Annotated in this window: 17 protein-coding genes and 1 pseudogene; 12 read left to right on the top strand and 6 right to left on the bottom strand. The window is 55.1% G+C overall.

Annotated features, from left to right (window positions below; all coding sequences use genetic code 11):
* Positions 1-232 precede the first annotated feature (232 nt).
* The 4 genes from rplJ (at position 233) to rpoC (ending at position 9,753) form a co-directional block, all read left to right on the top strand.
* The gene (rplJ, locus tag JYG33_RS13195) at positions 233-757 is read left to right on the top strand and encodes a 50S ribosomal protein L10 (protein ID WP_207872643.1); all 525 of its coding nucleotides are present in this window, start codon (positions 233-235) and stop codon (positions 755-757) included.
* A gap of 78 nt (positions 758-835) precedes the next feature.
* Positions 836-1,213: a 50S ribosomal protein L7/L12 gene (rplL, locus tag JYG33_RS13190; protein ID WP_003800851.1), complete on the top strand. Its 378-nt coding sequence runs from the start codon at positions 836-838 to the stop codon at positions 1,211-1,213.
* A gap of 162 nt (positions 1,214-1,375) precedes the next feature.
* Positions 1,376-5,488, top strand: coding sequence for a DNA-directed RNA polymerase subunit beta (gene rpoB / locus JYG33_RS13185; protein ID WP_207872642.1), 4,113 nt, complete (start codon positions 1,376-1,378; stop codon positions 5,486-5,488).
* Entirely contained in the window at positions 5,488-9,753 is a 4,266-nt protein-coding gene (gene rpoC, locus JYG33_RS13180; protein WP_207872641.1) for a DNA-directed RNA polymerase subunit beta', read from the top strand. The genes rpoB and rpoC overlap by 1 nt, the downstream gene beginning before the upstream one ends.
* A gap of 146 nt (positions 9,754-9,899) precedes the next feature.
* Here the strand turns inward: rpoC and azu are convergent, their stop codons facing one another.
* The 6 genes from azu to JYG33_RS13150 all read right to left on the bottom strand — a co-directional run bounded on the left by azu (position 9,900) and on the right by JYG33_RS13150 (position 15,924).
* A complete protein-coding gene (gene azu / locus JYG33_RS13175) occupies positions 9,900-10,346 on the bottom strand; it encodes an azurin (protein WP_207872640.1) in 447 nt (148 codons plus the stop codon).
* Between the two features lie 254 nt (positions 10,347-10,600).
* The gene (locus JYG33_RS13170) at positions 10,601-11,236 is read right to left on the bottom strand and encodes a LysE family translocator (RefSeq protein WP_207872639.1); all 636 of its coding nucleotides are present in this window, start codon (positions 11,234-11,236) and stop codon (positions 10,601-10,603) included.
* A gap of 114 nt (positions 11,237-11,350) precedes the next feature.
* Entirely contained in the window at positions 11,351-12,145 is a 795-nt protein-coding gene (locus JYG33_RS13165; protein ID WP_207872638.1) for an AraC family transcriptional regulator, read from the bottom strand.
* Positions 12,135-14,102 (bottom strand): CHASE2 and HATPase_c domain-containing protein, encoded by a 1,968-nt coding sequence (locus tag JYG33_RS13160; protein WP_243430175.1) that lies wholly within the window; start codon positions 14,100-14,102, stop codon positions 12,135-12,137. The genes JYG33_RS13165 and JYG33_RS13160 overlap by 11 nt, the downstream gene beginning before the upstream one ends.
* 19 nt (positions 14,103-14,121) lie before the next feature.
* Positions 14,122-15,213, bottom strand: a complete 1,092-nt coding sequence (locus JYG33_RS13155) for a FecR domain-containing protein (RefSeq protein WP_207872637.1) — start codon at positions 15,211-15,213, stop codon at positions 14,122-14,124.
* A 6-nt stretch (positions 15,214-15,219) separates the two neighbouring features.
* Positions 15,220-15,924, bottom strand: coding sequence for a response regulator transcription factor (locus JYG33_RS13150; protein WP_207872636.1), 705 nt, complete (start codon positions 15,922-15,924; stop codon positions 15,220-15,222).
* 420 nt (positions 15,925-16,344) lie between these two features.
* On the opposite strand from JYG33_RS13150, the gene rpsL reads away from it, so the two are divergent.
* The 8 genes and pseudogenes from rpsL (at position 16,345) to JYG33_RS13115 (ending at position 24,089) form a co-directional block, all read left to right on the top strand.
* Positions 16,345-16,716 carry a 30S ribosomal protein S12 gene (gene rpsL, locus JYG33_RS13145; RefSeq protein ID WP_042489490.1) on the top strand — a complete coding sequence of 124 codons (372 nt, stop codon included), beginning with the start codon at positions 16,345-16,347 and terminating at the stop codon, positions 16,714-16,716.
* Positions 16,717-16,855: 139 nt separating this feature from the next.
* Positions 16,856-17,326, top strand: coding sequence for a 30S ribosomal protein S7 (rpsG, locus tag JYG33_RS13140; protein ID WP_035269562.1), 471 nt, complete (start codon positions 16,856-16,858; stop codon positions 17,324-17,326).
* A gap of 17 nt (positions 17,327-17,343) precedes the next feature.
* On the top strand, positions 17,344-19,446 hold the full coding sequence (gene fusA / locus JYG33_RS13135) for an elongation factor G (RefSeq protein WP_207872635.1): 2,103 nt from the start codon (positions 17,344-17,346) through the stop codon (positions 19,444-19,446).
* Positions 19,447-19,523: 77 nt separating this feature from the next.
* On the top strand, positions 19,524-20,714 hold the full coding sequence (gene tuf, locus JYG33_RS13130; RefSeq protein ID WP_207872634.1) for an elongation factor Tu: 1,191 nt from the start codon (positions 19,524-19,526) through the stop codon (positions 20,712-20,714).
* A gap of 150 nt (positions 20,715-20,864) precedes the next feature.
* Complete coding sequence (gene rpsJ / locus JYG33_RS13125) at positions 20,865-21,176, top strand: 30S ribosomal protein S10 (RefSeq protein ID WP_003803053.1); 312 nt, start codon at positions 20,865-20,867, stop codon at positions 21,174-21,176.
* Between the two features lie 139 nt (positions 21,177-21,315).
* Positions 21,316-22,224: pseudogene (locus JYG33_RS18765) on the top strand (glycine betaine ABC transporter substrate-binding protein); the annotation flags it as partial.
* A gap of 207 nt (positions 22,225-22,431) precedes the next feature.
* The gene (locus JYG33_RS18760; protein WP_347708953.1) at positions 22,432-23,250 is read left to right on the top strand and encodes a proline/glycine betaine ABC transporter permease; all 819 of its coding nucleotides are present in this window, start codon (positions 22,432-22,434) and stop codon (positions 23,248-23,250) included.
* On the top strand, positions 23,247-24,089 hold the full coding sequence (locus tag JYG33_RS13115; protein ID WP_207872632.1) for an ATP-binding cassette domain-containing protein: 843 nt from the start codon (positions 23,247-23,249) through the stop codon (positions 24,087-24,089). Before JYG33_RS18760 ends, JYG33_RS13115 begins: the two co-directional genes overlap by 4 nt.
* Positions 24,090-24,329: the final 240 nt, after the last annotated feature.

Below are 24,329 nucleotides of genomic sequence, written 5' to 3'. Positions count from 1 at the left end.
ACAGTTAGAAAAAAAGAACTTTGGGCTGTGATCCTGTTTATTCAGGGTCGCTGCTGTCAAAGACCGTTGGAGCAGTGGGCTGACTTGTCATCTCACTGCTTAATCGGGGCAAAACGCTCTATCCAACGTAGACGGCGCCCGTGGAAGAATTCGTTATAGAACTCGTCCAGGTGCGCCGCATTCGGTTGATGTTGGGAAGCCTTCCCGACATCGTTTGAAGGAGTGTTCAACCGTGAGTCTCAATCGTGAAGAGAAAGCGGTAGTCATCGAAGAAGTCACTGCCGAACTGGCAAAGGCCCAATCGATCATTATCGCCGAGTACCGTGGTCTGGACGTCGCTTCTGCAACCGTATTGCGCAAAAAAGCGCGTGAGTCTGGCGTCTACCTGCGTGTTATGAAAAACACGCTGGTTCGTCGTTCGCTGGAAGGTACGTCCTTTGACGGTCTCTCCAGCCAGCTCGTGGGTCCTCTGATGTACGCCATCAGTGAAGATCCCGTGGCTGCGGCGAAAGTCGTTGCAGATTTTGCCAAGACCAACGACAAGTTGGTCATTATGGGCGGTGCGCTGCCCAATAGCGTTCTGAATGCTGATGGTGTTAAGGCTCTGGCCACAATGCCCTCGCGCGACGAATTGCTGGCGAAACTGCTGGGCACCATGCAAGCACCTATCGCTACTTTTGTGCGTACGCTTAACGAAGTTCCTACCAAGTTTGTTCGCGGCCTGGCGGCTGTGCGCGATCAGAAAGAAGCTGCGTAAGCAGTTTTCCTTCGGGAAACTTCGTCGTTGCGAACGACAACCAAACCTGGCATTTACCTAATATCTGGAGTTCTTAAAATGGCTACTAAAGCTGAAATCCTTGACGCCATCGGCGCAATGTCCGTGCTCGAACTGTCCGAGCTGATCAAAGAAATGGAAGAAAAATTCGGTGTGTCGGCTGCTGCCGCCGCTGTTGCTGTTGCAGCTCCTGCTGCTGGTGGCGCTGCTGCTGCCGCTGAAGAGCAAACCGAATTCACCGTGTTCCTGGCTGACGTTGGCGCAAACAAAGTTAGCGTCATTAAAGTCGTGCGCGAAATCACCGGTCTGGGCCTGAAAGAAGCCAAAGATCTGGTTGACGGTGCTCCTAAGGCTGTTAAAGAAGGCTTGTCCAAAGCTGATGCTGAAGACGCTCAGAAGAAGCTGGAAGAAGCTGGCGCCAAGATCGAGCTCAAATAAGAGTATCGATAGATGCCCGGGAATGCGTTTCAAGCCTTCCCGGGCTTTTGCGTTTCCAGAAAACCCATGATTTTTAATTAGTATTGTAGAAAGTCGGGTTTTTTAGAGTCGTAAACCAGGGCCGTGGTTGACGGTCCGTGTAACCCTTGAGTCGGAGTGCTCATGCCTTATTCGTACACCGAAAAAAAGCGCATACGCAAGAGCTTCGCCAAACGTGAAGACGTACAGCAGGTTCCTTACCTGTTGGCTACCCAGCTGCATTCTTTCAGAACCTTCTTGCAGAAGGACACGCTGCCTTCTCAGCGTAAGGTTGAAGGCTTGCAGGAAGCTTTCAGTTCCATATTTCCAATAGTAAGCCATAACCAAATGGCGCGGCTAGAGTTCGTGAGCTATACGCTCGGCGAGCCGGTGTTCGACGTCAAAGAGTGTCAACTTCGTGGTTTGACCTATGCCTCCCCCTTGCGGGCGAAGGTTCGTCTGGTCCTCATGGACCGCGAGGTGAGCAAGCCTACCGTCAAGGAAGTAAAAGAGCAAGAAGTCTACATGGGCGAAATGCCCCTGATGACTGATAACGGCTCTTTTGTGATCAACGGTACCGAACGAGTCATCGTGTCCCAGCTTCACCGTTCCCCCGGTGTGTTCTTTGAACACGACCGCGGTAAAACGCACAGCTCGGGCAAGTTGCTGTTCTCGGCGCGCGTGATTCCTTACCGTGGTTCCTGGCTGGACTTCGAGTTCGATCCTAAGGACATTCTGTTCTTCCGTATCGACCGTCGTCGCAAAATGCCGGTCACTATCTTGCTGAAGGCCATTGGCCTGACGCCAGAACAGATCCTGGCTCACTTCTTTGAGTTCGATCACATCGAACTGCACCAGGAAGGCGGCAAGCTGCAATTCGTTCCAGAACATTGGAAGGGAGAGGTTGCCCGTTTCGACATTACCGACCGCGACGGTCGCGTACTGGTTGAAAAGGACAAGCGTATCAATGCCAAGCATTTGCGCGACCTGCAAGCAGCCAAGATCGAATACATTTCTATCCCGGAAGATTTCCTTCTGGGTCGTGTGCTGGCCAAAAACATCATCAACGCCGAAACCGGCGAAGTGATTGCCAACGCCAACGACGAAATTACCGAATCCATTCTGGCCGAAATGCGCGCAGCCAATGTGCGTGATTTCGAGACCCTGTACATCAATGAACTGGACCAGGGCGGCTTTATCTCCCTGACCCTGCGCACCGATGAAACAGCGGATTCCAATGCTGCCCGTATCGCGATCTATCGCATGATGCGTCCCGGCGAGCCACCAACCGAAGAAGCGGTTGAGGCCCTGTTCAACCGTCTGTTCTACAGCGAAGAGTCCTACGACTTGTCGCGCGTGGGTCGCATGAAGGTCAACAGCCGTCTGGGCCGTGGTGACAGCATCGAAGGTCCCATGACCCTGACCGACGAAGACATTCTGGACACCATTCAGGTGCTGGTGAGTCTGCGTAACGGCCGCGGTCAGATCGACGATATCGATCACCTGGGTAACCGTCGTGTTCGTTGCGTAGGCGAATTGGCCGAAAACCAATTCCGCGCCGGTTTGGTGCGTGTGGAACGTGCTGTCAAGGAACGTCTGGGCCAAGCCGAGACCGAAAACCTGATGCCGCACGATCTAATCAACTCCAAGCCCATCTCTGCGGCTGTTAAAGAGTTCTTCGGTTCCAGCCAGTTGTCGCAGTTTATGGACCAAACCAACCCGCTGTCCGAAATCACGCACAAGCGTCGTGTTTCGGCACTGGGCCCTGGTGGTCTGACTCGCGAACGTGCGGGCTTTGAGGTGCGCGACGTGCACCCAACCCACTACGGCCGCGTGTGCCCGATTGAAACGCCTGAAGGTCCAAACATTGGTCTGATCAACTCCATGGCGCTGTACGCTCGTCTGAACGAGTACGGCTTCCTGGAAACGCCTTACCGCAAGATTGTTGACGGCAAGGTTAGCGAACAGATTGATTACCTGTCGGCTATTGAAGAAAGCAATTACGTCATCGCTCAGGCTAACGCCGAGTTGACCGAAGACGGTGCCTTTGCTGACGATCTGGTTGCCTGCCGTGAAGCTGGCGAAACCATGATGACTGCGCCAGAGAACATCCATTACATGGACGTGGCTCCTTCGCAGATCGTGTCTGTGGCTGCTTCGCTGATTCCGTTCCTGGAGCACGATGACGCCAACCGAGCACTGATGGGCGCCAACATGCAGCGTCAGGCAGTTCCCTGCCTGCGCCCTGAGAAGCCTTTGGTCGGTACCGGTATCGAACGTACTGTTGCTGTTGACTCGGGTACAACCGTACAAGCCCGTCGTGGCGGTGTGGTGGTAGACGTTGACGCTCAGCGCGTGGTTATTCGCGTGCACGATGACGAGAACGTGGCTGGCGAGGTCGGTGTAGATATCTACAACATGACCAAGTACACCCGTTCCAACCAGAACACCAACATCAACCAGCGTCCTATCGTCAAACGTGGCGATATCGTGGCTCGTGGTGACGTGCTGGCTGACGGCGCATCGACTGACCTGGGCGAATTGGCTCTGGGTCAGAACATGCTGATCGCCTTTATGCCCTGGAACGGCTACAACTTCGAGGATTCGATCCTGATCTCCGAGAAGGTCGTGGCTGACGATCGCTACACTTCGGTTCACATCGAAGAGTTGACGGTTGTTGCCCGTGACACGAAGCTGGGACCTGAGGATATCACTCGCGATATCAGCAACCTGTCTGAAGTGCAGTTGAACCGTCTGGACGACTCCGGCATTGTTTACATCGGCGCCGAAGTGCGTGCTGACGACGTGCTGGTCGGTAAAGTGACACCTAAGGGTGAAACGCAACTGACCCCAGAAGAAAAGCTGCTGCGCGCCATTTTTGGTGAAAAAGCCTCTGACGTTAAAGACACCTCCCTGCGCGTGCCTTCGGGCATGGTCGGTACGGTGATCGACGTTCAAGTCTTTACCCGTGAAGGTATTGATCGTGACAAGCGTGCCCAGTCCATCATTGATGATGAACTGCGTCGCTACCGTCAGGACCTGAACGACCAGTTGCAAATCGTTGAAGACGACGCCTTTGACCGTGCCTTGAAGTTCCTGGTCGGCAAAACCGTCAACGGTGGTCCACGCAAGCTGCCCAAGGGCACCGAGCTGGCTGCTGACTACCTGAACGATCTGGATCGCTGGCAGTGGTTTGACATCCGCTTGGCTGATGAGCAACACGCACTGGTGCTGGAGCACACCAAGGAATCCTTGGAGCAAAAGCGTCACCAGTTCGATCTGGCCTTTGAAGAAAAGCGCAAGAAGCTCACCCAAGGCGACGAACTGCCTCCTGGCGTGCTGAAAATGGTCAAGGTTTACCTGGCTGTCAAGCGTCGTCTGCAGCCTGGTGACAAGATGGCTGGTCGTCACGGTAACAAGGGTGTGGTTTCCCGCATCGTTCCCGTGGAAGACATGCCGCACATGGCTGACGGTACTCCTGTCGACATCGTTCTGAACCCGCTGGGCGTGCCTTCGCGGATGAACGTGGGTCAGGTTCTGGAAGTGCACTTGGGCTGGGCTGCCAAGGGTATTGGCCACCGTATCAACGACATGATGCAAGAAGAAAAGAACGTGCAGGTTTCCGAACTGCGCGCGTTCCTGGACAAGGTCTATAACACTACCGGCAAGAAAACTCGTATCAACGAGTTGACTGACGACGAAGTGATGAACATGGCCCACAACTTGCAGAAAGGTCTGCCATTGGCAACGCCAGTGTTCGACGGTGCAACCGAGCAGGAAATCGACCAGATGTTGCGTCTGGCCTATCCTGACGATATCGCCGAGAACCTGCAGTTGGCACCACACCGCACCCAGGTTCGCCTGTTTGACGGTCGTACCGGCGAAGCCTTTGAGCGTATGGTCACCGTAGGCTACATGCACTACCTGAAACTGCATCACCTGGTTGATGACAAGATGCACGCTCGTTCTACCGGCCCATACTCGCTGGTTACTCAGCAGCCGCTGGGTGGTAAGGCGCAGTTCGGTGGTCAGCGTTTCGGGGAGATGGAAGTCTGGGCGCTGGAAGCTTATGGCGCCGCCTACACCCTGCAGGAAATGCTCACGGTTAAATCCGATGACATCGCCGGCCGTACCAAGGTCTACGAGAACATTGTCAAGGGTGACCACGTGATCGACGCCGGTATGCCGGAGTCCTTTAACGTTCTGGTCAAGGAAATCCGTTCCTTGTCCCTGGACATGGATTTGGAGCGTAAATAATGAAAGCGCTACTCGATCTCTTTAAACAAGTCACTCAGGACGAGCAGTTCGATGCCATCAAGATCGGCATCGCCTCGCCCGAGAAGATCCGGTCCTGGTCTTTCGGAGAAGTCCGCAAGCCAGAGACCATCAACTATCGCACGTTCAAACCCGAGCGCGATGGTCTGTTTTGCGCCAAGATTTTTGGTCCTATCAAGGACTACGAATGCTTGTGCGGCAAATACAAGCGCCTGAAGCATCGTGGCGTCATCTGCGAGAAGTGTGGCGTTGAAGTCACCGTCTCCAAGGTGCGTCGCGAGCGCATGGGTCACATTGAACTGGCTTGCCCGGTTGCTCACATCTGGTTCCTGAAGAGCCTGCCATCCCGTCTGGGCATGGTGCTGGACATGACCCTGCGTGACATCGAGCGCGTGCTGTATTTTGAAGCCTGGTGCGTGATCGAACCTGGTATGACCCCGCTCAAGCGCGGTCAGATCATGTCCGACGACGATTTCCTGGCCAAGACCGAAGAATACGGTGACGATTTCCACGCCCTGATGGGCGCGGAAGCCGTGCGCGAACTGCTGCGCACGATCGACATCGATCGCGAAGTCGAGCGCCTGCGTGCCGAACTGAAAGCCACTGGCTCGGATGCCAAGATCAAGAAGATCTCCAAGCGTCTGAAAGTGCTGGAAGGCTTCCAGAAATCCGGCATCAAGCCAGACTGGATGATCATGGAAGTGCTGCCCGTGTTGCCTCCGGACCTGCGTCCGCTGGTGCCACTGGATGGCGGTCGCTTTGCGACTTCCGATCTGAACGATCTGTACCGTCGCGTTATCAACCGTAATAACCGTTTGAAGCGCCTGCTGGAACTGAAGGCTCCGGACATCATCTTGCGCAACGAAAAACGTATGCTGCAAGAGTCCGTGGACTCCTTGCTGGATAACGGTCGTCGCGGTAAAGCCATGACTGGCGCCAACAAGCGTCAACTGAAGTCCTTGGCCGACATGATCAAGGGCAAGAGCGGTCGTTTCCGTCAGAACTTGCTGGGCAAGCGCGTGGACTACTCCGGTCGTTCCGTGATTGTGGTGGGTCCTCAGTTGAAGCTGCACCAGTGTGGTCTGCCCAAGCTGATGGCGCTGGAACTGTTCAAGCCCTTCATCTTCAACCGTCTGGAATTGATGGGTCTGGCTACGACCATCAAGGCAGCCAAGAAGTTGGTGGAAAGCCAGGAACCGGTGGTGTGGGACATCCTCGAAGAGGTGATCCGCGAGCATCCCGTGATGCTGAACCGTGCGCCTACGCTGCACCGTTTGGGTATTCAGGCTTTTGAACCGGTCCTGATCGAAGGTAAAGCGATTCAGTTGCACCCGCTGGTGTGTGCCGCTTTTAACGCTGACTTTGACGGTGACCAGATGGCCGTTCACGTGCCGCTGTCGCTGGAAGCCCAGTTGGAAGCGCGCACTCTGATGCTGGCCTCCAACAACGTGCTGTTCCCCGCCAACGGTGAACCGTCCATCGTTCCTTCCCAGGATATCGTGTTGGGTCTGTACTACGCGACCCGCGAACTGGTTAATGGCAAGGGCGAAGGTCTGTTCCTGGCTGACGTGTCTGAAGTTCAGCGCGCCTACGACAACAAGGAAGTCGAGCTGCAAACTCGTCTGACCGTCCGTATCGAAGAATTCGAAAAGGGCGAAGACGGTGAGTGGGTCAAGACCATCAAGCGTTACGAAACGACTGCTGGTCGTGCCTTGCTGTCCGAAATTCTGCCTAAGGGCATGCCTTTCACCGCACTGAACCGTGCGCTGAAGAAGAAAGAAATTTCGCGTCTGATCAACCAGTCCTTCCGTCGCTGCGGCCTGCGCGCTACCGTGATTTTCGCGGACAAGCTGATGCAGTCCGGTTTCCGTCTGGCAACGCGTGGTGGTATTTCCATCGCGATGAACGACATGGTTGTGCCTGCCGTCAAGGAAAGCATCCTGGCCCAGGCTAGCAACGAAGTTAAAGAAATTGACAAGCAGTACTCCTCCGGTCTGGTGACGGCTCAGGAACGCTACAACAACGTAGTGGACATCTGGGGCAAAGCCGGTGACCGCGTGGGTAAGGCCATGATGGAGCAACTGGCTTCTGAGCCAGTGACTAACCGTTTTGGTGAAGAAGTACGCCAAGAGTCCTTCAACTCCATCTACATGATGGCGGACTCCGGTGCTCGTGGTTCGGCTGCACAGATTCGTCAGTTGGCCGGTATGCGTGGTCTGATGGCCAAGCCTGATGGCTCCATTATTGAAACGCCTATTACCGCGAACTTCCGTGAAGGTCTGAACGTACTTCAGTACTTTATTTCGACTCACGGTGCTCGTAAGGGTCTGGCCGATACGGCGTTGAAGACGGCTAACTCCGGTTACCTGACTCGTCGTCTGGTCGACGTGACTCAAGACCTGGTTATTACCGAAGACGATTGCGGTACCAAGGGCGGCTACACCATGAAAGCCATCCTGGATGGTGGTGAGGTTATCGAGCCCCTGCGCGATCTGATTCTGGGCCGTGTGGCAGCGATCGACATCGTCAACCCGGACAATCAGGAACTGGTTATCCCCGCCGGCACCTTGCTGAACGAGGATCTGGTCGACCTGATCGATAACCTGGGTATTGATGAGGTCAAGATCCGCACTCCGCTGACTTGCGAAACCCGTCATGGCTTGTGCGCAAGCTGCTACGGTCGCGATCTGGGTCGTGGTGTTCTGGTTAACCGTGGTGAAGCAATCGGTGTTATCGCTGCTCAGTCCATCGGTGAGCCTGGCACGCAGTTGACCATGCGTACGTTCCACATTGGTGGTGCGGCTTCGCGTGCAGCGCTGGCAAGCTCGGTGGAAACCAAGACGGCCGGTACGATCGGTTTTGAAATTGGTCTGCGTTATGTGACCAACGCCAAGGGCGAGCGTGTTGCAATCTCCCGTTCCGGTGAAATCGTCATTTTTGACGACAACCGCCGCGAACGTGAACGTCACAAAGTGCCTTACGGTGCCACCATTACGGTGGGCGATGGCGAAGTCATCAAGGCTGGCCAACGTCTGGCAAGCTGGGATCCGCTGACCCGTCCTATCGTGTCCGAGTACACCGGTACCGTTCGCTTCGAGAACATCGAAGAAGGCGCAACCGTGGCTCGTCAGGTGGACGATGTAACCGGTCTGTCGACTCTGGTGGTGATCACTCCCAAGACACGTGGTGGCAAGATCACCATGCGTCCTCAGATCAAGCTGCTGAACGAGCAAGGTCAGGAGATCAAGATCGCTGGTACCGATCACATGGTCAATATTTCGTTCCCAGTGGGCGCGCTGATTACCGTTCGCGATGGTCAGCAAGTGTCCGTGGGTGAGATTCTGGCGCGTATTCCTCAAGAATCGCAAAAGACTCGGGATATTACCGGTGGTCTGCCACGTGTGGCCGAACTGTTCGAAGCTCGTTCCCCCAAAGACGCCGGTCTGCTGGCCGAAGTTACGGGTACGGTTTCCTTCGGTAAAGACACCAAGGGCAAACAGCGTCTGGTCATTACCGACCTGGACGGCGTCAGCCACGAGTTCCTGATTCCGAAAGAGAAGCAGGTTCTGGCTCACGACGGTCAAGTGGTGAACAAGGGCGAGATGATTGTGGACGGCCCAGCCGATCCGCACGACATCCTGCGCTTGAAGGGTATCGAGAAGCTGGCCAACTACATTGTTAACGAAGTGCAGGACGTTTACCGTCTGCAAGGTGTGAAGATCAACGACAAGCACATTGAAGTGATTGTTCGTCAGATGCTGCGCCGCGTGAACATTGTGGATGCTGGTGATGCCAACTTCATCACGGGTGAACAGGTTGAACGCTCCGAACTGTTGAACGAGAACGATCGCGTTCTGGCTGAAAACGGTATTCCTGCCACGTACGAAAACGTGCTGCTGGGTATTACCAAGGCCTCGCTGTCGACCGACTCCTTCATCTCGGCGGCTTCCTTCCAGGAAACCACCCGCGTGCTGACCGAAGCCGCCATCATGGGCAAAACTGACGATCTGCGTGGTCTGAAAGAAAACGTGATTGTTGGCCGTCTGATTCCCGCCGGTACTGGTATGGCTTTCCATGCCGCCCGCCGTGAAAAAGAAGCCTTTGAAGTGGCAGAGCGCAAAGCAGCCCGTGAACTGGAAAACCCGTTCGCATCGGCTCCTGAGCCTACGGAAGATCCCGTCTTTGTGTCGGGTGCCTCCGAGTCCGAGCAGGCACAACCTGAAGCGCCGGAAGGCGATCAGGAATAAGCGAAACATAGCGGTGTCCCCACCCTGCGGGGTGGGGCCGATACTTCGGTAGCCGGATACACCGCTGGTCCAGCTAAAAAAAATCCCCACGTGGCTAAGCCATGTGGGGATTTTTTTGGCCGTCTGGCGGCTAGAGGCGGATCAGCTTAGCTGCCCAGCTCGATCTTGCCGGTCATGATGCTCCAGTGACCTGGGAAGGAGCAAAAGAAGGCGTAGTCTTCGCCAGCTTTCAGCTTGGATACGTCAAAGGTCACGGAGGTGCTTTCGCCACCGCCAACCACGTCAGTGTGAGCGATAACGCGCTCGTCACCGGCTTTAACGTAGTTATTGTCCAGACCGGCCTTCATGCCATCAGTAGCAACGGCGCTTTCGTCGGCTTTCTTGGAGATGACGACGTTATGGCCCATGGCTGCTTTAGGCAGCTTGCCGGTGTGTTTCAGGTTGATCGTGAATTCCTTGCATGTCTTGTCAACAACGATGCTCTTGGTGTTGAACTGCATGGAGTCATTGCCTTCGATGGTAACGTCGCAAGCAGCAAAAGCAGGCACGCTGGCCAATCCAAGAATAGCTGTGAAAGCAAGTTTGGCAAACATTCTAGTAACTCCTCGAAAACTGACTTAAAAAAGGAACAGGACACGGGGGTGTTGTTCCGGTCTTACAGCATAGACTGTAGCGCACTCAAGGTGCTTAACAAAACAAAGACCCGGACTATTTTACCGGCTTATATTGCCCCATCCGAGTCCGTAAATGATTTGTTTTCTCATGGTTTGATGTGGCTCTAACAGTCTCACTCTATCGCCTAAAGAGCTTGACGGCGGCGTAGACATGGCGCTGCTTTTTTCAATGCTCAAGCAGTTTGTATATGCTGAATCATATTGAACAGGGCAGCGGCGGCAATTAGGCACAGCAGCAGGCCGCAGAGCTGCTCGATCCGTGGTAAATGCCTTTGAATGCGTTGTTGCCAATGGGGATGTCCGATCAGGACGGTGATAAACAGATCCCAGATCAGTACGACTAAAAACATCCACAAACCTAAAAACACATGTAGACCGGTGCTGGCACGGCTGCTGGTCAGCACCGAGGCCAGGCTGGCGTAGAACAGGGCATTTTTGGGATTGAGCAGCCCGGAGAGCAGTCCCAGTACGGCATGGTGCCACCAGCCGCCCGCAGAGGCTCCTGTTGCGCTGATTCGCTGCAAGGTGGGCTGACGGGCGGCCTGCAGGAATTTCACGCCCAAATACAGCAGATAAAGCCCTCCAGCGCCCTGGAGGAGCAGAAAGAGGGGGCTGGTTGCACTCATGCGGGCAAAGCCTGTCAGCGCCAGGCTGATGTAAATGCCATTGGCTACGGCGACGCCAGCGCAAACACCTGTTGCCACTGGCCGACCTTGTGCCAAGGTGCTGCGCGCAATCAGGAAGAAATCAGGCCCGGGGGACAGCAGGGCCAGGAAATGGGTGCTGGCAATCAGCAGAAACAGGGACACGGCGGTAGACCCAAGATAAAACCGCAGTGTGACTAGCTGTTTAGGGGCCGTATTGAATAAAAGTGCGCACTGTATCCCTCAATACCTGCCAGCAAGCAGAGCGTGGGATGTTTTTCAGTCGCGATACTGACCAGGAGTGACGCCGGTGTAGTGCTTGAAGACGCGTTGAAAGTGGCTTTGATCCGCAAAACCCAGGCGATAGGCAATGTCAGCCAGCTCATCCCCTTGCCGTAAGGCATCGCGGGCCAGATTGACCCGCTGGTTCAACTGCCAGCGCTGTGGAGTCAGGCCGGTATGGCGGCGAAAGGCTCTAATCAATTGATAACGGCTAAACCCCGTTTCTTGAGCAAGCTCGTGCAGGGGGAGCGTCACGAACTGTCCTTGAACCCAGCGATCCAGCGTTTTCTGCAGAACAGGGCTAGGTGGAGGAGCCGGTGCCAGGGCTTGGCTCTGGGCAGGTCCGTAGTGCAGCAGGAAGTCGATCAACGCCGCTTCTTTACTGAGTACGGGGGCTGCTGAAAACAAGAGGCTGTTCAACTCACAGTAGGCTGCATAAATCTCCGGCTCGTGACAAACACGGATAGGCTCTTGGGCATCAATACTGAAGCCAGTACTTTCCTGCCAAAGCTGATCCAGCCATGCTGCATCCAGATGCAGCATCTGATAGCTCCAGGATTGATCGGGCAGGGGATTGCAGGCATGGCTGCGATGGGCTGGAACAAAAACCAGGGAGCCCGGAGCCAGTTGCACAGGACCGCCGGGCGCACCCGTGAACAGGCTGCCACCGCCGTCGACAGCCCCTATAGAGTAGGTGGGGTGGCTATGTGCTTGATAGCAGATACGGCTGTCGCAGGCGCGTCGGCTTTCTATATAGGGCAGGGCGGGGTCACGCCAGAACTCAGTCTTCATCGGACACGTCAATGCTGGCCAGGGAAACAATAAAGGTACAGCCTTGCTCGCTGGTGCTCTGCAGTGCGATATCGCCACCGTGCTTATTGATCACCGTTTTGACAAAGGCCAGGCCCAGGCCACTGCCCGATGGCGTACCTGCTGCGTTTTCATGGGCACGGTGATAGGGCTCGAAAATACTTGCCTGATTTTCCGCTGGAATCCCCCAGCCCTGATCCTTGACGAAGACCTGCACTGTTTTTTTATCCAGAACAAGGTCTATATCAATCTGATTCCCATCCGGTCCGTACTTGATTGCGTTCTGAATCAGGTTGGTAAAGGCGCGGCGCAGCATGGGGGCATTACCGTTTACCCAGATCAGCTCTGAGTCGTTCAGGTTCAGGCTGATGGAGCGCTTGCTGGCGCTGGCCCAGGCATCATCCATACAGTCAGCCAGCAGATCGGACAGGTTTAACGGGCTCAGTACCATTTCCATGGCTTCTGCCCGTGCCAGGCTGATGAAGTTATCCACCAGTTCCAGGGTTTGCTCGGCATAGCCTTCCATTTTGTGCAGGAACTGGTCCGGTGCCAGCTTGCTGTCATCCTGACGCTGCAAACTGGCCAGGGCCAGGATGGAGTTCTGGGGGGCCCGCATATCGTGTGAAATAAAGCGCAAGGTCTCTTCGCGCTTGGTTTGGGCTTGGCGCAACAGGTCGATGGACTTGTGCAATTGAGTCAGACGATGGGGTAAATTACGCGCGCTTAAGCCAGATACACGCTCGTTCATGGCCGTTCTGACGTCAGGGTATTCCAACTGCAGCTTGTTCAGTTCCTCAGTGACCTGATTCAAGGCTGCTTCCTGACTGCGCCAGTGCCAAAGCGGATAGGCCAGTAAAACCGTAATCAGGCTGGCTAGTGGGGGAATCCACAGGTTAAAGCCATGCATGGCAATCCAGTTCACCAGCAAAATGGCAAAGACCAGACCGATCAGGCTTAGCAAGGTTGCGCGTGGTGACAGGTAGATCAGCACCTGGCAGGCCAGCAGTACAGGCAAGCAGCTAGCCAATGCAATGAACCAGGCCGGTGGCGTACGCACCCATTGGTCGCTGCGGACGGCCTGCAGGGTATTAGCCAGAATTTCCACGCCGGACATGCTGCTCATGCCCGCTTTGGATAGAGGAGTCGGGAAGGTATCGCCCAGTCCACTGCCCCAGGCGCCGACCAGGACATATTTGTCCTTGAAGAAGGAGGGGGGAATATCACCGTTCAGGACATTGACGTAAGGGACGGTCTGAAAGTGGCCACTACGCCCCAGAAAAGGGATATGGGGGATGTCCTTCTGGCTGGAGTCAAGCGCATGCAAGGCCGGATCCATATCCCCGCCCGTCAGTAGCATGGCAATCGTAAAGTGCGGCAAGACGCGGTCGGAAAGAGTGGTCCGCTGGAGAGCGACACGTCGCACAACACCGTCCGGGTCAGGTTCAATATTGATGTAGCCCGATGCCTTGGCCGCCTGGCTCAGCATGGGAATAGCGGTCAGGACGGCATCGCGCTGGGTGTCATAGACCAGGGGCAGCACAACACGTCCATGTCGCTGAATCGCTTGCGCAAGGGCGAGGTCATCATCCGGGTAGGCGGGGTTTGGTTCCTGGAATACCAGGTCTATACCAACCGCACGGGCTTGCTGAAGGCGGCCCAATAGTTGCGCGTGGTTGATGCGTCGCCAAGGCCAGAAACCCAGATTGGCAATGCTGTAGTCGTCAATGGCGACAATGACAATGTCTTGAGGGGCGGCCTGTGGAATCGCCGCTGCCATGGTGAAGTCGTAAATCAGGTTGTTCAGTTTGCCCAGCGCAAAATCGTCGCGCAGGGAGCTGAACAATAAGGTCAGCAGCACCAGCAAGCCCGAGACCAGATGCCACTCTTTCCGTATCCGGTCAGAGAGTAGCTTGCTGTTTCTGGGGGCTGGGCTGCTCATGCCGTACGCCGTTCAGGTTTTAGAACTGGGACAGCAGGATGGGGTCGCCAAAGTTGCTGACCACGGCTTGGCCGTCCGAGCTGGTCAGGCTGGCTGCGCCTTCAAAGCTTTCCACCGTGTCCGGGCCCATCAGGCCGTGACGGTCGATCGCCCGCACGGTGACGTAATAGGTGCCGGGACGCGAGGCGCCGAATTGAATATCGGTATCCGTCGTAATGTCGCGGGACAGCAGTTTGGCACCCTGGGGGTCGGTGGAGGTCTGGACCAGATAGGCCTGAGCACCCGGTACTGCCTGAATGGTGCTGTTCCATTGACCGCCGCGACGCTCGGGTGTGGAAATTTCGGGGGCGGGCAGCAGGGGTTCCAGTGCCAGGATATTACCGTCTGTACCCACTGCAGCACCCTGGTTCTGCTTCAGGGCAGTGGGAGTGCTGCGTTGTTGGGTACCCAGTTCTGCGCGACCTTCCAGCACTTCGCTGTGCGCCATACCTTGCTGGGTACGTACACGTAATTCGGTGCCTCGTACGCCAGTAATGCTGACGGGCGTGCGCACTTCAAAGCGGCCGACGCCGGTTTTCTCTGGGGAAACGCGCGATTCCACATCGCCATCGTCCAGCGCGATGATCGAGTCGGTCAGGCCTGTGCCTTCAAAAGCACGCATGCGGGTCACGCTCAGGGAAGCCTGGGCGGGAACGCTAAGCTGGCTGCCGTCTTGCAATTCCAGGGTCAGGTAGCCATTGCTGCCGGTGCGAATCAAATCGCCTTCTTGCAGATGGGTTGTGCCTGCGCCCAAAGTCTGGCCATTAACCAAAATCTGACCGGTCTGGTGGGTAATGCGGGCGGGGGCGGCCACTTCCGGGATCATGCGAAACGGAATGTGCAGCTCTTTGCCAATAGGTAGACGATACGGATCGGCCACGGCATTCAGTTGCTGGATTTCGGACCAGTTGCGGTCCTGGCGGGTGTAGGTCTGGGAAATGCCCAGCAAGGTGTCGCCGGCCAGCACTTTGTAGACGAAGTTCTCGCCGCGGGCGCCGGAGGGTTGGGCTGAGACGACGCCACCCCAAATCAGGCCGCAGACAAGGGGCGCGGCGATACGCAAAGTAATCATAGAAATTCAGCTAGGGTCGGTCAAAAGTTCAAGGCGATAGCCCAGAGCGTAGGACGCTGTCAGGCGCACCCCGTTCTCGGGTCGCAACTGGAGTTTACGGCGTATGTTGGACAGGTGAGTATCCAGCGTACGGGAGGTGGCAGGAATTTCCCGGTTCCAGACTGCAGAGCTCAAGACATCGCGCGAGAACAGGCGACCGGGGTTGCGAAACAGCAAAAGGGCCAGTTCAAACTCTTTGGGTGCGAGGGTGACCGTTTCGCCGCCCAGCACAATATGGCCCTGTTCAGGAAAAATATCGTAGCCCGCAAACGAGAAGCGGTTGTCCTGGGTTGTTGAGGTACTTAGATTAATGCGCCGGGCAGCCGCGTTAACGCGCGCAACCAGCTCTCCCTTGCGGACAGGCTTATTAATATAGTCGTCGGCTCCGGCCTGCAGACCGGTGACCAGATCCTCTTCCTGGGTACGGCTGGTCAGGAATAGAACGGGCAGGGCATGACCCAGTGTGGTGCGAACCCAACGCAACACATCCAGGCCACTGACATCCGGCAGTTCCCAGTCCAGCAGCAATAAACCGAAATCATGTGGCTTGGCCAAGGCGGCCAGCAGATCCTTTCCTTGATGGAAGGAGCGACACTCATAGCCGGCTTCGCTCAGAATCCGGGCAATCAGTTCTGCCTGGACGAGGTCGTCTTCCAGGGAAGCGATGATCATGGGTATGGTCCTTGTCGCAGAAGTGCAATAGCCCTGCAGTATAACGATATGTAGATAGCGAGTGACCAAGTGCTTCCATGCGTGTGCCGTGACAACGGGAAAGTGGCGAATCGGTCTCCAAATCGTTGACCTATAAGGGTTTACTGTGGTAAATTTTAGAGCTTACTTTAAGGATCCTTTGCCGGTACACCTTGCAGTAATTTGATAGCAGCCCGGATTTTCAGGGCTGCGGGCACTTTTTTAGTGCCTGAAATCAAGCCCAAGCCATGTGCAAGACCGCTCTTTTTCGTGTTTTATGGGGAGTGGTATTGCGCAATGCCGCTTCCGGTACAGGGTTTCAAAACCTGCCAACTGGACGGCGTTTTTCAAAACACATACGTCAACCAGTACGTAAAGTACGTTATAGGATACGTAAAGGTCATGCCAACCATTAGCCAGCTCGTGCGTAAACCGCGCGAAGTCAGCCGCGTTAGCAGCAAGAGCCCAGCGCTCGAGAACTGCCCACAGCGCCGCGGTGTTTGCACCCGTGTATACACCACGACCCCTAAGAAGCCTAACTCCGCTCTGCGTAAAGTCGCCAAAGTGCGTCTGACCAACGGCTTCGAAGTCATTTCTTACATCGGTGGTGAAGGCCACAACCTGCAAGAGCACTCGGTCGTTCTCGTCCGCGGTGGTCGTGTCAAGGATTTGCCTGGTGTTCGTTACCACATCGTTCGCGGTGCACTTGACCTGCAAGGCGTCAAGGACCGTAAACAGTCCCGCTCCAAATACGGCGCCAAGCGTCCCAAGTAATCCATGTATCCATCGATCAGTTCACTGATCTGGATCCGTGCAACCGTGGCCTAGTGCCATGGTAGGTAAGTGGTCATTTGTCATGAATGGCCGAGACCGCAAAAAGCGGTTCAACTGAATAGTCACAAGGAAGTTAAACATGCCTCGCCGTCGCGAAGTACCCAAACGTGAAATCCTACCTGACCCAAAATTTGGCAGCGTTGAGCTGGCCAAATTCATGAACGTGGTCATGCTGTCCGGCAAGAAAGCTGTTGCCGAACGTATTGTTTATGGCGCGCTGGAACAAATTGCGCAGAAAACCGGCAAAGATCCGCTCGAAGTGTTTAATGCTGCCATCAATAATGTAAAACCTGTTGTTGAAGTTAAGAGCCGCCGTGTTGGTGGTGCTAACTACCAGGTTCCTGTCGAAGTGCGCCCTGTCCGTCGTCTGGCTCTGGCCATGCGCTGGATGCGCGAAGCTGCTAAAAAGCGCGGCGAAAAATCGATGGACTTGCGCCTGGCCGGCGAATTGTCCGATGCGGCTGAAGGCCGTGGCGGTGCAATGAAAAAGCGTGAAGACACGCACAAGATGGCCGATGCCAACAAAGCATTCAGCCATTTCCGTTGGTAATCTGAGGACATATAATCATGGCCCGCAAAACCCCCATTCAGCGCTACCGCAATATCGGTATCTCGGCTCACATCGACGCCGGGAAGACGACCACTACCGAGCGCATCCTGTTCTACACCGGTGTGAACCACAAGCTGGGCGAAACCCACGAAGGTTCGGCCACCATGGACTGGATGGAGCAAGAGCAAGAGCGCGGGATCACCATTACCTCGGCTGCTACCACCGCTTTCTGGCGTGGTATGGCGGGCAATTACCCCGAACACCGTATCAACATCATTGATACCCCCGGCCACGTTGACTTCACTATTGAAGTTGAGCGTTCCATGCGCGTGCTTGACGGCGCTTGCATGGTTTACTGCGCGGTGGGTGGTGTTCAGCCTCAGTCCGAAACCGTATGGCGTCAAGCCAACAAGTACGGCGTGCCTCGTCTGGCTTTCATCAACAAGATGGACCGTACTGGCGCTAACTTCTTCAAGGTCTACGACCAGCTCAAGCTGCGTCTGAAAGCCCATCCTGTGCCTGTCGTTATCCCGATCGGCGCTGAAGACAACTTCCAGGGTGTGGTTGACCTGATCAAGATGAAAGCGATCATCTGGGATCAAGAAAGCAACGGTGTGAAGTTTGAATACACCGACATTCCAGCCGAGCTGCAAGCTTCGGCCGAAGAATGGCGCGAAAAGATGATCGAGTCGGCTGCTGAAGCCAGCGAAGACCTGATGAACAAGTACCTGGAAAACGGTGACCTCTCCGAAGAGGACATCAACCTGGGTCTGCGTACACGTACCATTGCCTGCGAAATTCAGCCAATGCTGTGCGGTACCGCGTTCAAGAACAAGGGTGTACAGCGCATGCTGGACGCCGTGATCGACTACCTGCCATCGCCAGTGGATATTCCACCTGTCGAAGGTACGGACGATGACGGTGAAGTCATTCATCGTAAAGCCAACGACGAAGAGCCAATGTCCGCTCTGGCGTTCAAGCTGATGACTGACCCCTTTGTTGGTCAATTGACTTTCGTGCGCGTTTACTCGGGCGTTCTGCGTTCGGGCGATACCGTCTACAACCCTATCAAGGGCAAGAAAGAGCGTATCGGCCGTATTTTGCAGATGCACGCGAACAACCGTGCCGAACTGAAAGAACTGGTTGCTGGTGACATCGCTTCCGTGGTGGGTCTGAAAGACGTAACGACAGGTGAAACCCTGTGTGACGCCGGTCAGCATATCATTCTGGAACGCATGGAGTTCCCAGAGCCCGTGATTTCGCAGGCTGTGGAACCAAAAACCAAGTCCGACCAAGAAAAAATGGGCGTGGCCTTGTCCCGTCTGGCTCAGGAAGATCCTTCTTTCCGCGTCAGCAGCGACGAAGAATCCGGCCAGACCATTATTTCCGGTATGGGCGAGTTGCACCTGGAAGTTCTGGTTGACCGCATGCGCCGTGAATTCGGCGTAGAAGCCAACGTGGGTAAACCACAAGTGGCTTACCGCGAAACCATCCGCAAGACTTGCGACGAAATCGAAGGTAAATTCGTCAAACAGTCCGGTGGTCGTGGTCAGTACGGTCACGTGGTGCTCAAGCTCGAGCCCCTGGAGCCAGGTGGTGGCTTCCAGTTTGTCGACGCCATCAAGGGCGGTGTGGTTCCTCGCGAATACATTCCAGCCGTTGAAAAAGGGATTCGCGAAACACTGCACGCCGGTGTGGTTGCGGGTTACCCAGTGGTGGATGTCAAAGCAACGCTGTTCTTCGGTTCGTACCACGATGTAGACTCGAACGAAAACGCCTTCCGTATGGCTGCTTCGATGGCCTTCAAGGACGGTATGCGTAAGGCTGCCCCAGTTCTGCTGGAGCCGACCATGGCTGTAGAAGTCGAAACACCTGAGGATTACGCCGGTACAGTGATGGGTGACTTGTCGTCCCGTCGCGGTATGGTTCAGGGTATGGACGATATGGTCGGTGGTGGCAAGGTCATCAAGGCTGAAGTTCCTTTGGCTGAAATGTTCGGCTACTCGACCAGCCTGCGTTCGCAAACACAAGGTCGCGCTACGTACACAATGGAATTCAAGCAATATGCTGAAGCTCCAAAGAACGTAGCTGAAGAAGTGATCAGCGCTCGCGGTAAGTAATAGCAATACCAGCCCGCCCTATGGCGGGCTGCTCAACAATTTTTTTGTTTTCCTGTAAAACATAATTGGGATAAATCATGGCAAAAGGTAAGTTTGAACGGACTAAACCGCACGTCAACGTCGGTACTATCGGTCACGTTGACCACGGTAAAACCACTCTGACCGCTGCAATCTGCACGGTTCTGTCCAAGGCATACGGCGGCGAAGCGCGCGATTACTCGCAGATCGATAACGCCCCTGAAGAAAAAGCACGTGGTATCACCATCAGCACGTCGCACGTTGAGTACGAGACGCCTAACCGTCACTACGCTCACGTTGACTGCCCCGGTCACGCTGACTACGTTAAAAACATGATTACTGGTGCCGCTCAGATGGACGGCGCGATCCTGGTGTGCTCGGCCGCTGACGGTCCAATGCCCCAGACTCGTGAGCACATCTTGCTGAGCCGTCAGGTTGGCGTTCCTTACATCATCGTGTTCCTGAACAAGGCCGACATGGTGGATGACGAAGAGCTGATCGAACTGGTTGAAATGGAAGTTCGCGAGCTGTTGTCCAAGTACGACTTCCCAGGCGACGACACCCCAATCATCAAGGGTTCGGCCAAACTGGCTCTGGAAGGCGACGAAGGCCCACTGGGCAGCCAAGCCGTTCTGGCTCTGGCCGAAGCGCTGGACAGCTACATTCCTACGCCTGAGCGTGCCGTTGACGGTACCTTCTTGATGCCTGTTGAAGACGTGTTCTCGATCTCCGGCCGTGGTACGGTTGTGACCGGTCGTATTGAGCGCGGCATCGTTAAAGTCGGCGAAGAAATCGAAATCGTGGGTATCAAAGACACGGTCAAGACCATTTGTACCGGCGTTGAAATGTTCCGCAAACTGCTGGACCAAGGCGAAGCTGGCGATAACGTCGGTCTGCTGCTGCGTGGTACCAAGCGTGAAGACGTGGAACGTGGTCAAGTTCTGGCCAAGCCCGGTTCGATCAAGCCACACACCGACTTCGACGCCGAAGTGTACATTCTGTCCAAAGAAGAAGGTGGTCGTCACACTCCTTTCTTCAAGGGCTACCGTCCTCAGTTCTACTTCCGTACGACTGACGTGACCGGCACGATCGAACTGCCAGAAGACAAAGAAATGGTTCTGCCAGGCGACAACATTTCGATGAAAGTGTCCCTGATCGCTCCTATCGCCATGGAAGAAGGTCTGCGCTTCGCTATTCGCGAAGGCGGCCGTACCGTTGGCGCTGGCGTGGTTGCAAAAATCTTGAAGTAATAAGCCTTGCCTGCAGCGTGAAGGGTCAAACCTTCGCGCTGCAGTTTTGGTTTGCTACCCCCAAAAAGGGGATTTTTTACCCTGAATCATTCGGAATCCCGGATGCCAGTGATAAAAAGCCCCCACTTATATCGTTCTTTAGGATTACCCATGAAAAACCAGAAAATCCGCATCCGTCTGAAGGCTTACGATTACAAGTTGATCGATCAGTCTGCTGCTGAGATCGTAGAAACCGCCAAGCGCACTGGCGCTGTTGTTCGTGGTCCAGTACCACTGCCAACACGTATCCGTCGCTACGACATTCTGCGTTCGCCGCACGTCAACAAGACATCGCGCGATCAGTTTGAAATGCGTACCCACCAGCGCTTGATGGACATTGTCGATCCTACAGACAAGACCGTCGACGCTCTGATGCGTCTGGATTTGCCAGCCGGTGTAGACGTCGAAATCGCTCTGCAGTAATTTCTGCTTAGCTGTTCGAGATACATCGAAAGAAACGCCATGCAAAAGCATGGCGTTTTTTTTCGTCCATTCTCTTACGACCGGACACACTTTGCGTTGGCAACAAATGCGACGATGGGCAAGGTGAAGGAGGACAAGAATGATAAATCGGAGACGAACGCCGTTCCTGGGCCTATGGTGCTTCCTGGTTTTGTGGCTGTGCCTGTGGGGGGGCAATGCATCGGCACAAGCGTGTCAGCCAGATAAACCCATACGACTGGCAGACCTGAGCTGGGAAAGCGCCGCGTTTAGCACTGAGCTCTATCAGCAGATTCTGGAGAAGGCCTACGGCTGCAAAACCGAGCGTGTCCCGGGTTCTTCAGCGGCTCTGGAAAGTGCACTGGCACAAAACGATATCCAAGTGATTGGCGAGATCTGGTCCGGGCGGACCGAGATTATCGAGAAGGCCATTAAAGCCGGTCAGGTGCAGGTGATTGGCAATACGTTGAAGGGTGGAGCCGAGCAGGGCTGGTACGTCCCGGACTATGTGGTCGATGGCGACCCGGAAAAGGGTATCAAGCCAGTAGCCCCCGACCTGCAGAAAGTGGAAGATTTGGGACGCTACGCCACGGTCTTTAGTGATCCCGAGCAGCCTGACAAGGGCCGCTTTTATAATTGCCCCTCTGGCTGGGTGTGTGAGACCTTCAATAGCCGCCTGTTTGATCTCTATGGTCTGGGCGAGCATTATCAAAATTTCCGGCCTGGTACGGGTGCGGCTCTGGATGCGGCTATCAGCGCTGCCTACGACAGACGTGAACCCATTCTGTTTTACTACTGGCAGCCTGCAGGCCTGATGGCCAAGTACTCCTTCAAGAAACTGGCCAGCGCGCCTTTCAATGAAAGCTGCTGGGAGGCCGCTGTGTCAGGCAAGGGCGCGATTTGCCCGACGGACTTTATCCTGGCGCATATCGGCGTAGCGGCTTCCACCCCTTTTGTAGAGTCCCATCCCGAGCTGGTGGCTTTGTTTGAGAAGATTCAGCTAGAGCCCGAGCAGATGAACAAGATCATTTTGGGCATGACGGAAGGCGGGCAGAACGCCAGCACGCAGGTACAGAAGTTCCTGAAAGAGAACACCGAGCAATGGCGTCAGTGGATGCCAGTGGCTCAGGCAGATCGTTTGCAGGCAGCCTTGGAACCCCAAGCAACAAAACCGGTGGCTACGGCGCAGTCCCGCTTCTTCCCCGAGTGGTCAGCGGCAGATTGGGTTAATCGTCAATTGCTGGTTGCTGTGCAGGATTGGGGAACTGGCTTTCGCCAGATCAGCGCCTGGATTCTGACGCATGCTATTTTGCCCGTAGAGCGTGTCTTGCAGCAGGTGCCTGCGTGGGCCATTCTGGTTTTGACTGGTTTGCTCGCCTGGTGGGGGCAACGGCGCTTTTTCCCCGTGCTGCTCTATGTCGGTGGCCTGTATCTGATAGGTGCAATGGGCTTGTGGGACAAGCTGATGCAAACCTTCACCTTGGTGTTGGTAGCGACTGTTTTTTCAGTCCTGATTGGTGTGCCGGTCGGCATCTTTAGCGCCCGCAGTCGCCTGCTTAGAAAAGTACTGACGCCCGTGCTGGATGTGATGCAAACCATGCCCAGCTTTGTTTACCTGATTCCGGTGCTGATGCTGTTTGGCTTGGGGAAGGTGCCTGCCGTTTTGGCGACTGTCGTTTATGCGGTGCCACCCTTGATTCGTTTGACCAGCCTAGGATTACGGCAAGTAGATAAACACGTCATGGAAGCCGCACAGGCGTATGGCGTTACGCGTTGGCAAATGCTGACTAAAGTTACGTTGCCGTTGGCTCGGCCCAGCATCATGGCGGGTATCAATCAGACCACCATGATGGCTCTGTCCATGGTGGTGGTGGCTTCCATGATCGGTGCCCAAGGTTTGGGGGAGGATGTATTGGCGGGTATTCAGACATTGGATATAGGGCGTGGCTTGCAGGCGGGGGTAGCGATTGTGATCCTGGCCATTGTGATTGACCGGATTTCCCAGTCCTTTGGTCGCTCCCAGCGTCACCGTCGCAAGGTCAGGAGGCAAGCATGAACACAGACTCCAACGTCACCATTGAGCAGGCCTGCAAGATAGAGCTGCGCGATGTTTATAAGGTCTTTGGTAATCGGGCCACAGAAGCCGTGGAGCTTCTAAAGCAGGGGGCCGACAAGCAAGCCGTGCAAAAGCAGACGGATTGCATTGTGGGTCTGGCTGGTGTGAATGCCTGCTTCCCAGCGCAACAGATCTCCTGCGTGATGGGGCTATCCGGTTCGGGCAAATCTACCTTGGTACGCCATATCAATCGCCTGATTGATCCCAGCGCCGGGCAAGTATTGGTAGATGGACAGGACATACTGCAACTGGATATGGCCAGCTTGCGGCAGTTTCGCCGTTTTGGAATCAGTATGGTGTTCCAGGCCTTTGGTTTGCTGCCCCATTTGACGGTGGTGGAGAATGTCGCCTTTGGCCTGGAGGTGCGAGGTGACAAGCGCTCACAAGCCCGAGAGCAGGCTCGGCAATGGCTGGAGCGAGTGGGCTTGCAGGACTATGCCGATAACTACCCTGATGAGTTGTCAGGCGGAATGCAGCAACGGGTAGGTTTGGCCAGAGCCTTGGCCGTCGATGCCGATATTCTGCTGATGGACGAGGCCTTCTCGGCTCTGGACCCCTTGATTCGCTACGAGATGCAGGATGAGCTTTTGCGTCTGCAAAGCAGCCTGAACAAAACCATCATCTTTATTACCCACGATATTGATGAGGCATTGCGCCTGGGTCAGCACATTGTGGTTTTGCGCGAGGGCAGGGTGGAACAAAGCGGCACTCCGGCCCAAATTCGTGATGAGCCGGTGAACGAATACGTAGCCCGCTTTGTGAATAAGGCGCATCAATAGAAACTGAGGTCTTGATCAATTTTTCTGATCTCGTCTTTATAGCCAAGCCCTCCGAATCTGAAAAAACTGTTGTCAATCAAGCAGTTTAGGGTAGATTTTTGCAGTAAATCTTGCTTGGCTTTACAGCCGCGTGCTATATTTACTAGCTTAGCCAAAAAGTTTTGGCTATGGTCGTCGCGCAAATCATTGCGTGTACTCTCAGTTAGCCCCGACCAATCGTAGTTGGGAATGGAGAAAACG

Origin of the sequence: Alcaligenes sp. SORT26 (genome assembly GCF_017377875.1) — a bacterium.
GTDB classification, from domain to species: Bacteria; Pseudomonadota; Gammaproteobacteria; order Burkholderiales; family Burkholderiaceae_B; genus Alcaligenes; species Alcaligenes parafaecalis.
Note: the sequence above shows the minus strand (reverse complement) of the source record. Positions and strands in the feature narration are given on the sequence as shown.

Excerpts from the sequence above, each read along its gene's own strand:
- JYG33_RS13155 (WP_207872637.1), bottom strand. The coding sequence starts at position 15,213 with ATGATTACTTTGCGTATCGCCGCGCCCCTTGTCTGCGGCCTGATTTGG.
- fusA (WP_207872635.1), top strand. The coding sequence starts at position 17,344 with ATGGCCCGCAAAACCCCCATTCAGCGCTACCGCAATATCGGTATCTCG.
- JYG33_RS13150 (WP_207872636.1), bottom strand. The coding sequence starts at position 15,924 with ATGATCATCGCTTCCCTGGAAGACGACCTCGTCCAGGCAGAACTGATT.
- azu (WP_207872640.1), bottom strand. The coding sequence starts at position 10,346 with ATGTTTGCCAAACTTGCTTTCACAGCTATTCTTGGATTGGCCAGCGTG.
- rpoC (WP_207872641.1), top strand. The coding sequence starts at position 5,488 with ATGAAAGCGCTACTCGATCTCTTTAAACAAGTCACTCAGGACGAGCAG.
- rplL (WP_003800851.1), top strand. The coding sequence starts at position 836 with ATGGCTACTAAAGCTGAAATCCTTGACGCCATCGGCGCAATGTCCGTG.
- rpoB (WP_207872642.1), top strand. The coding sequence starts at position 1,376 with ATGCCTTATTCGTACACCGAAAAAAAGCGCATACGCAAGAGCTTCGCC.
- JYG33_RS13160 (WP_243430175.1), bottom strand. The coding sequence starts at position 14,102 with ATGAGCAGCCCAGCCCCCAGAAACAGCAAGCTACTCTCTGACCGGATA.
- JYG33_RS13165 (WP_207872638.1), bottom strand. The coding sequence starts at position 12,145 with ATGAAGACTGAGTTCTGGCGTGACCCCGCCCTGCCCTATATAGAAAGC.
- rpsG (WP_035269562.1), top strand. The coding sequence starts at position 16,856 with ATGCCTCGCCGTCGCGAAGTACCCAAACGTGAAATCCTACCTGACCCA.
- tuf (WP_207872634.1), top strand. The coding sequence starts at position 19,524 with ATGGCAAAAGGTAAGTTTGAACGGACTAAACCGCACGTCAACGTCGGT.
- rpsJ (WP_003803053.1), top strand. The coding sequence starts at position 20,865 with ATGAAAAACCAGAAAATCCGCATCCGTCTGAAGGCTTACGATTACAAG.
- JYG33_RS13115 (WP_207872632.1), top strand. The coding sequence starts at position 23,247 with ATGAACACAGACTCCAACGTCACCATTGAGCAGGCCTGCAAGATAGAG.
- rpsL (WP_042489490.1), top strand. The coding sequence starts at position 16,345 with ATGCCAACCATTAGCCAGCTCGTGCGTAAACCGCGCGAAGTCAGCCGC.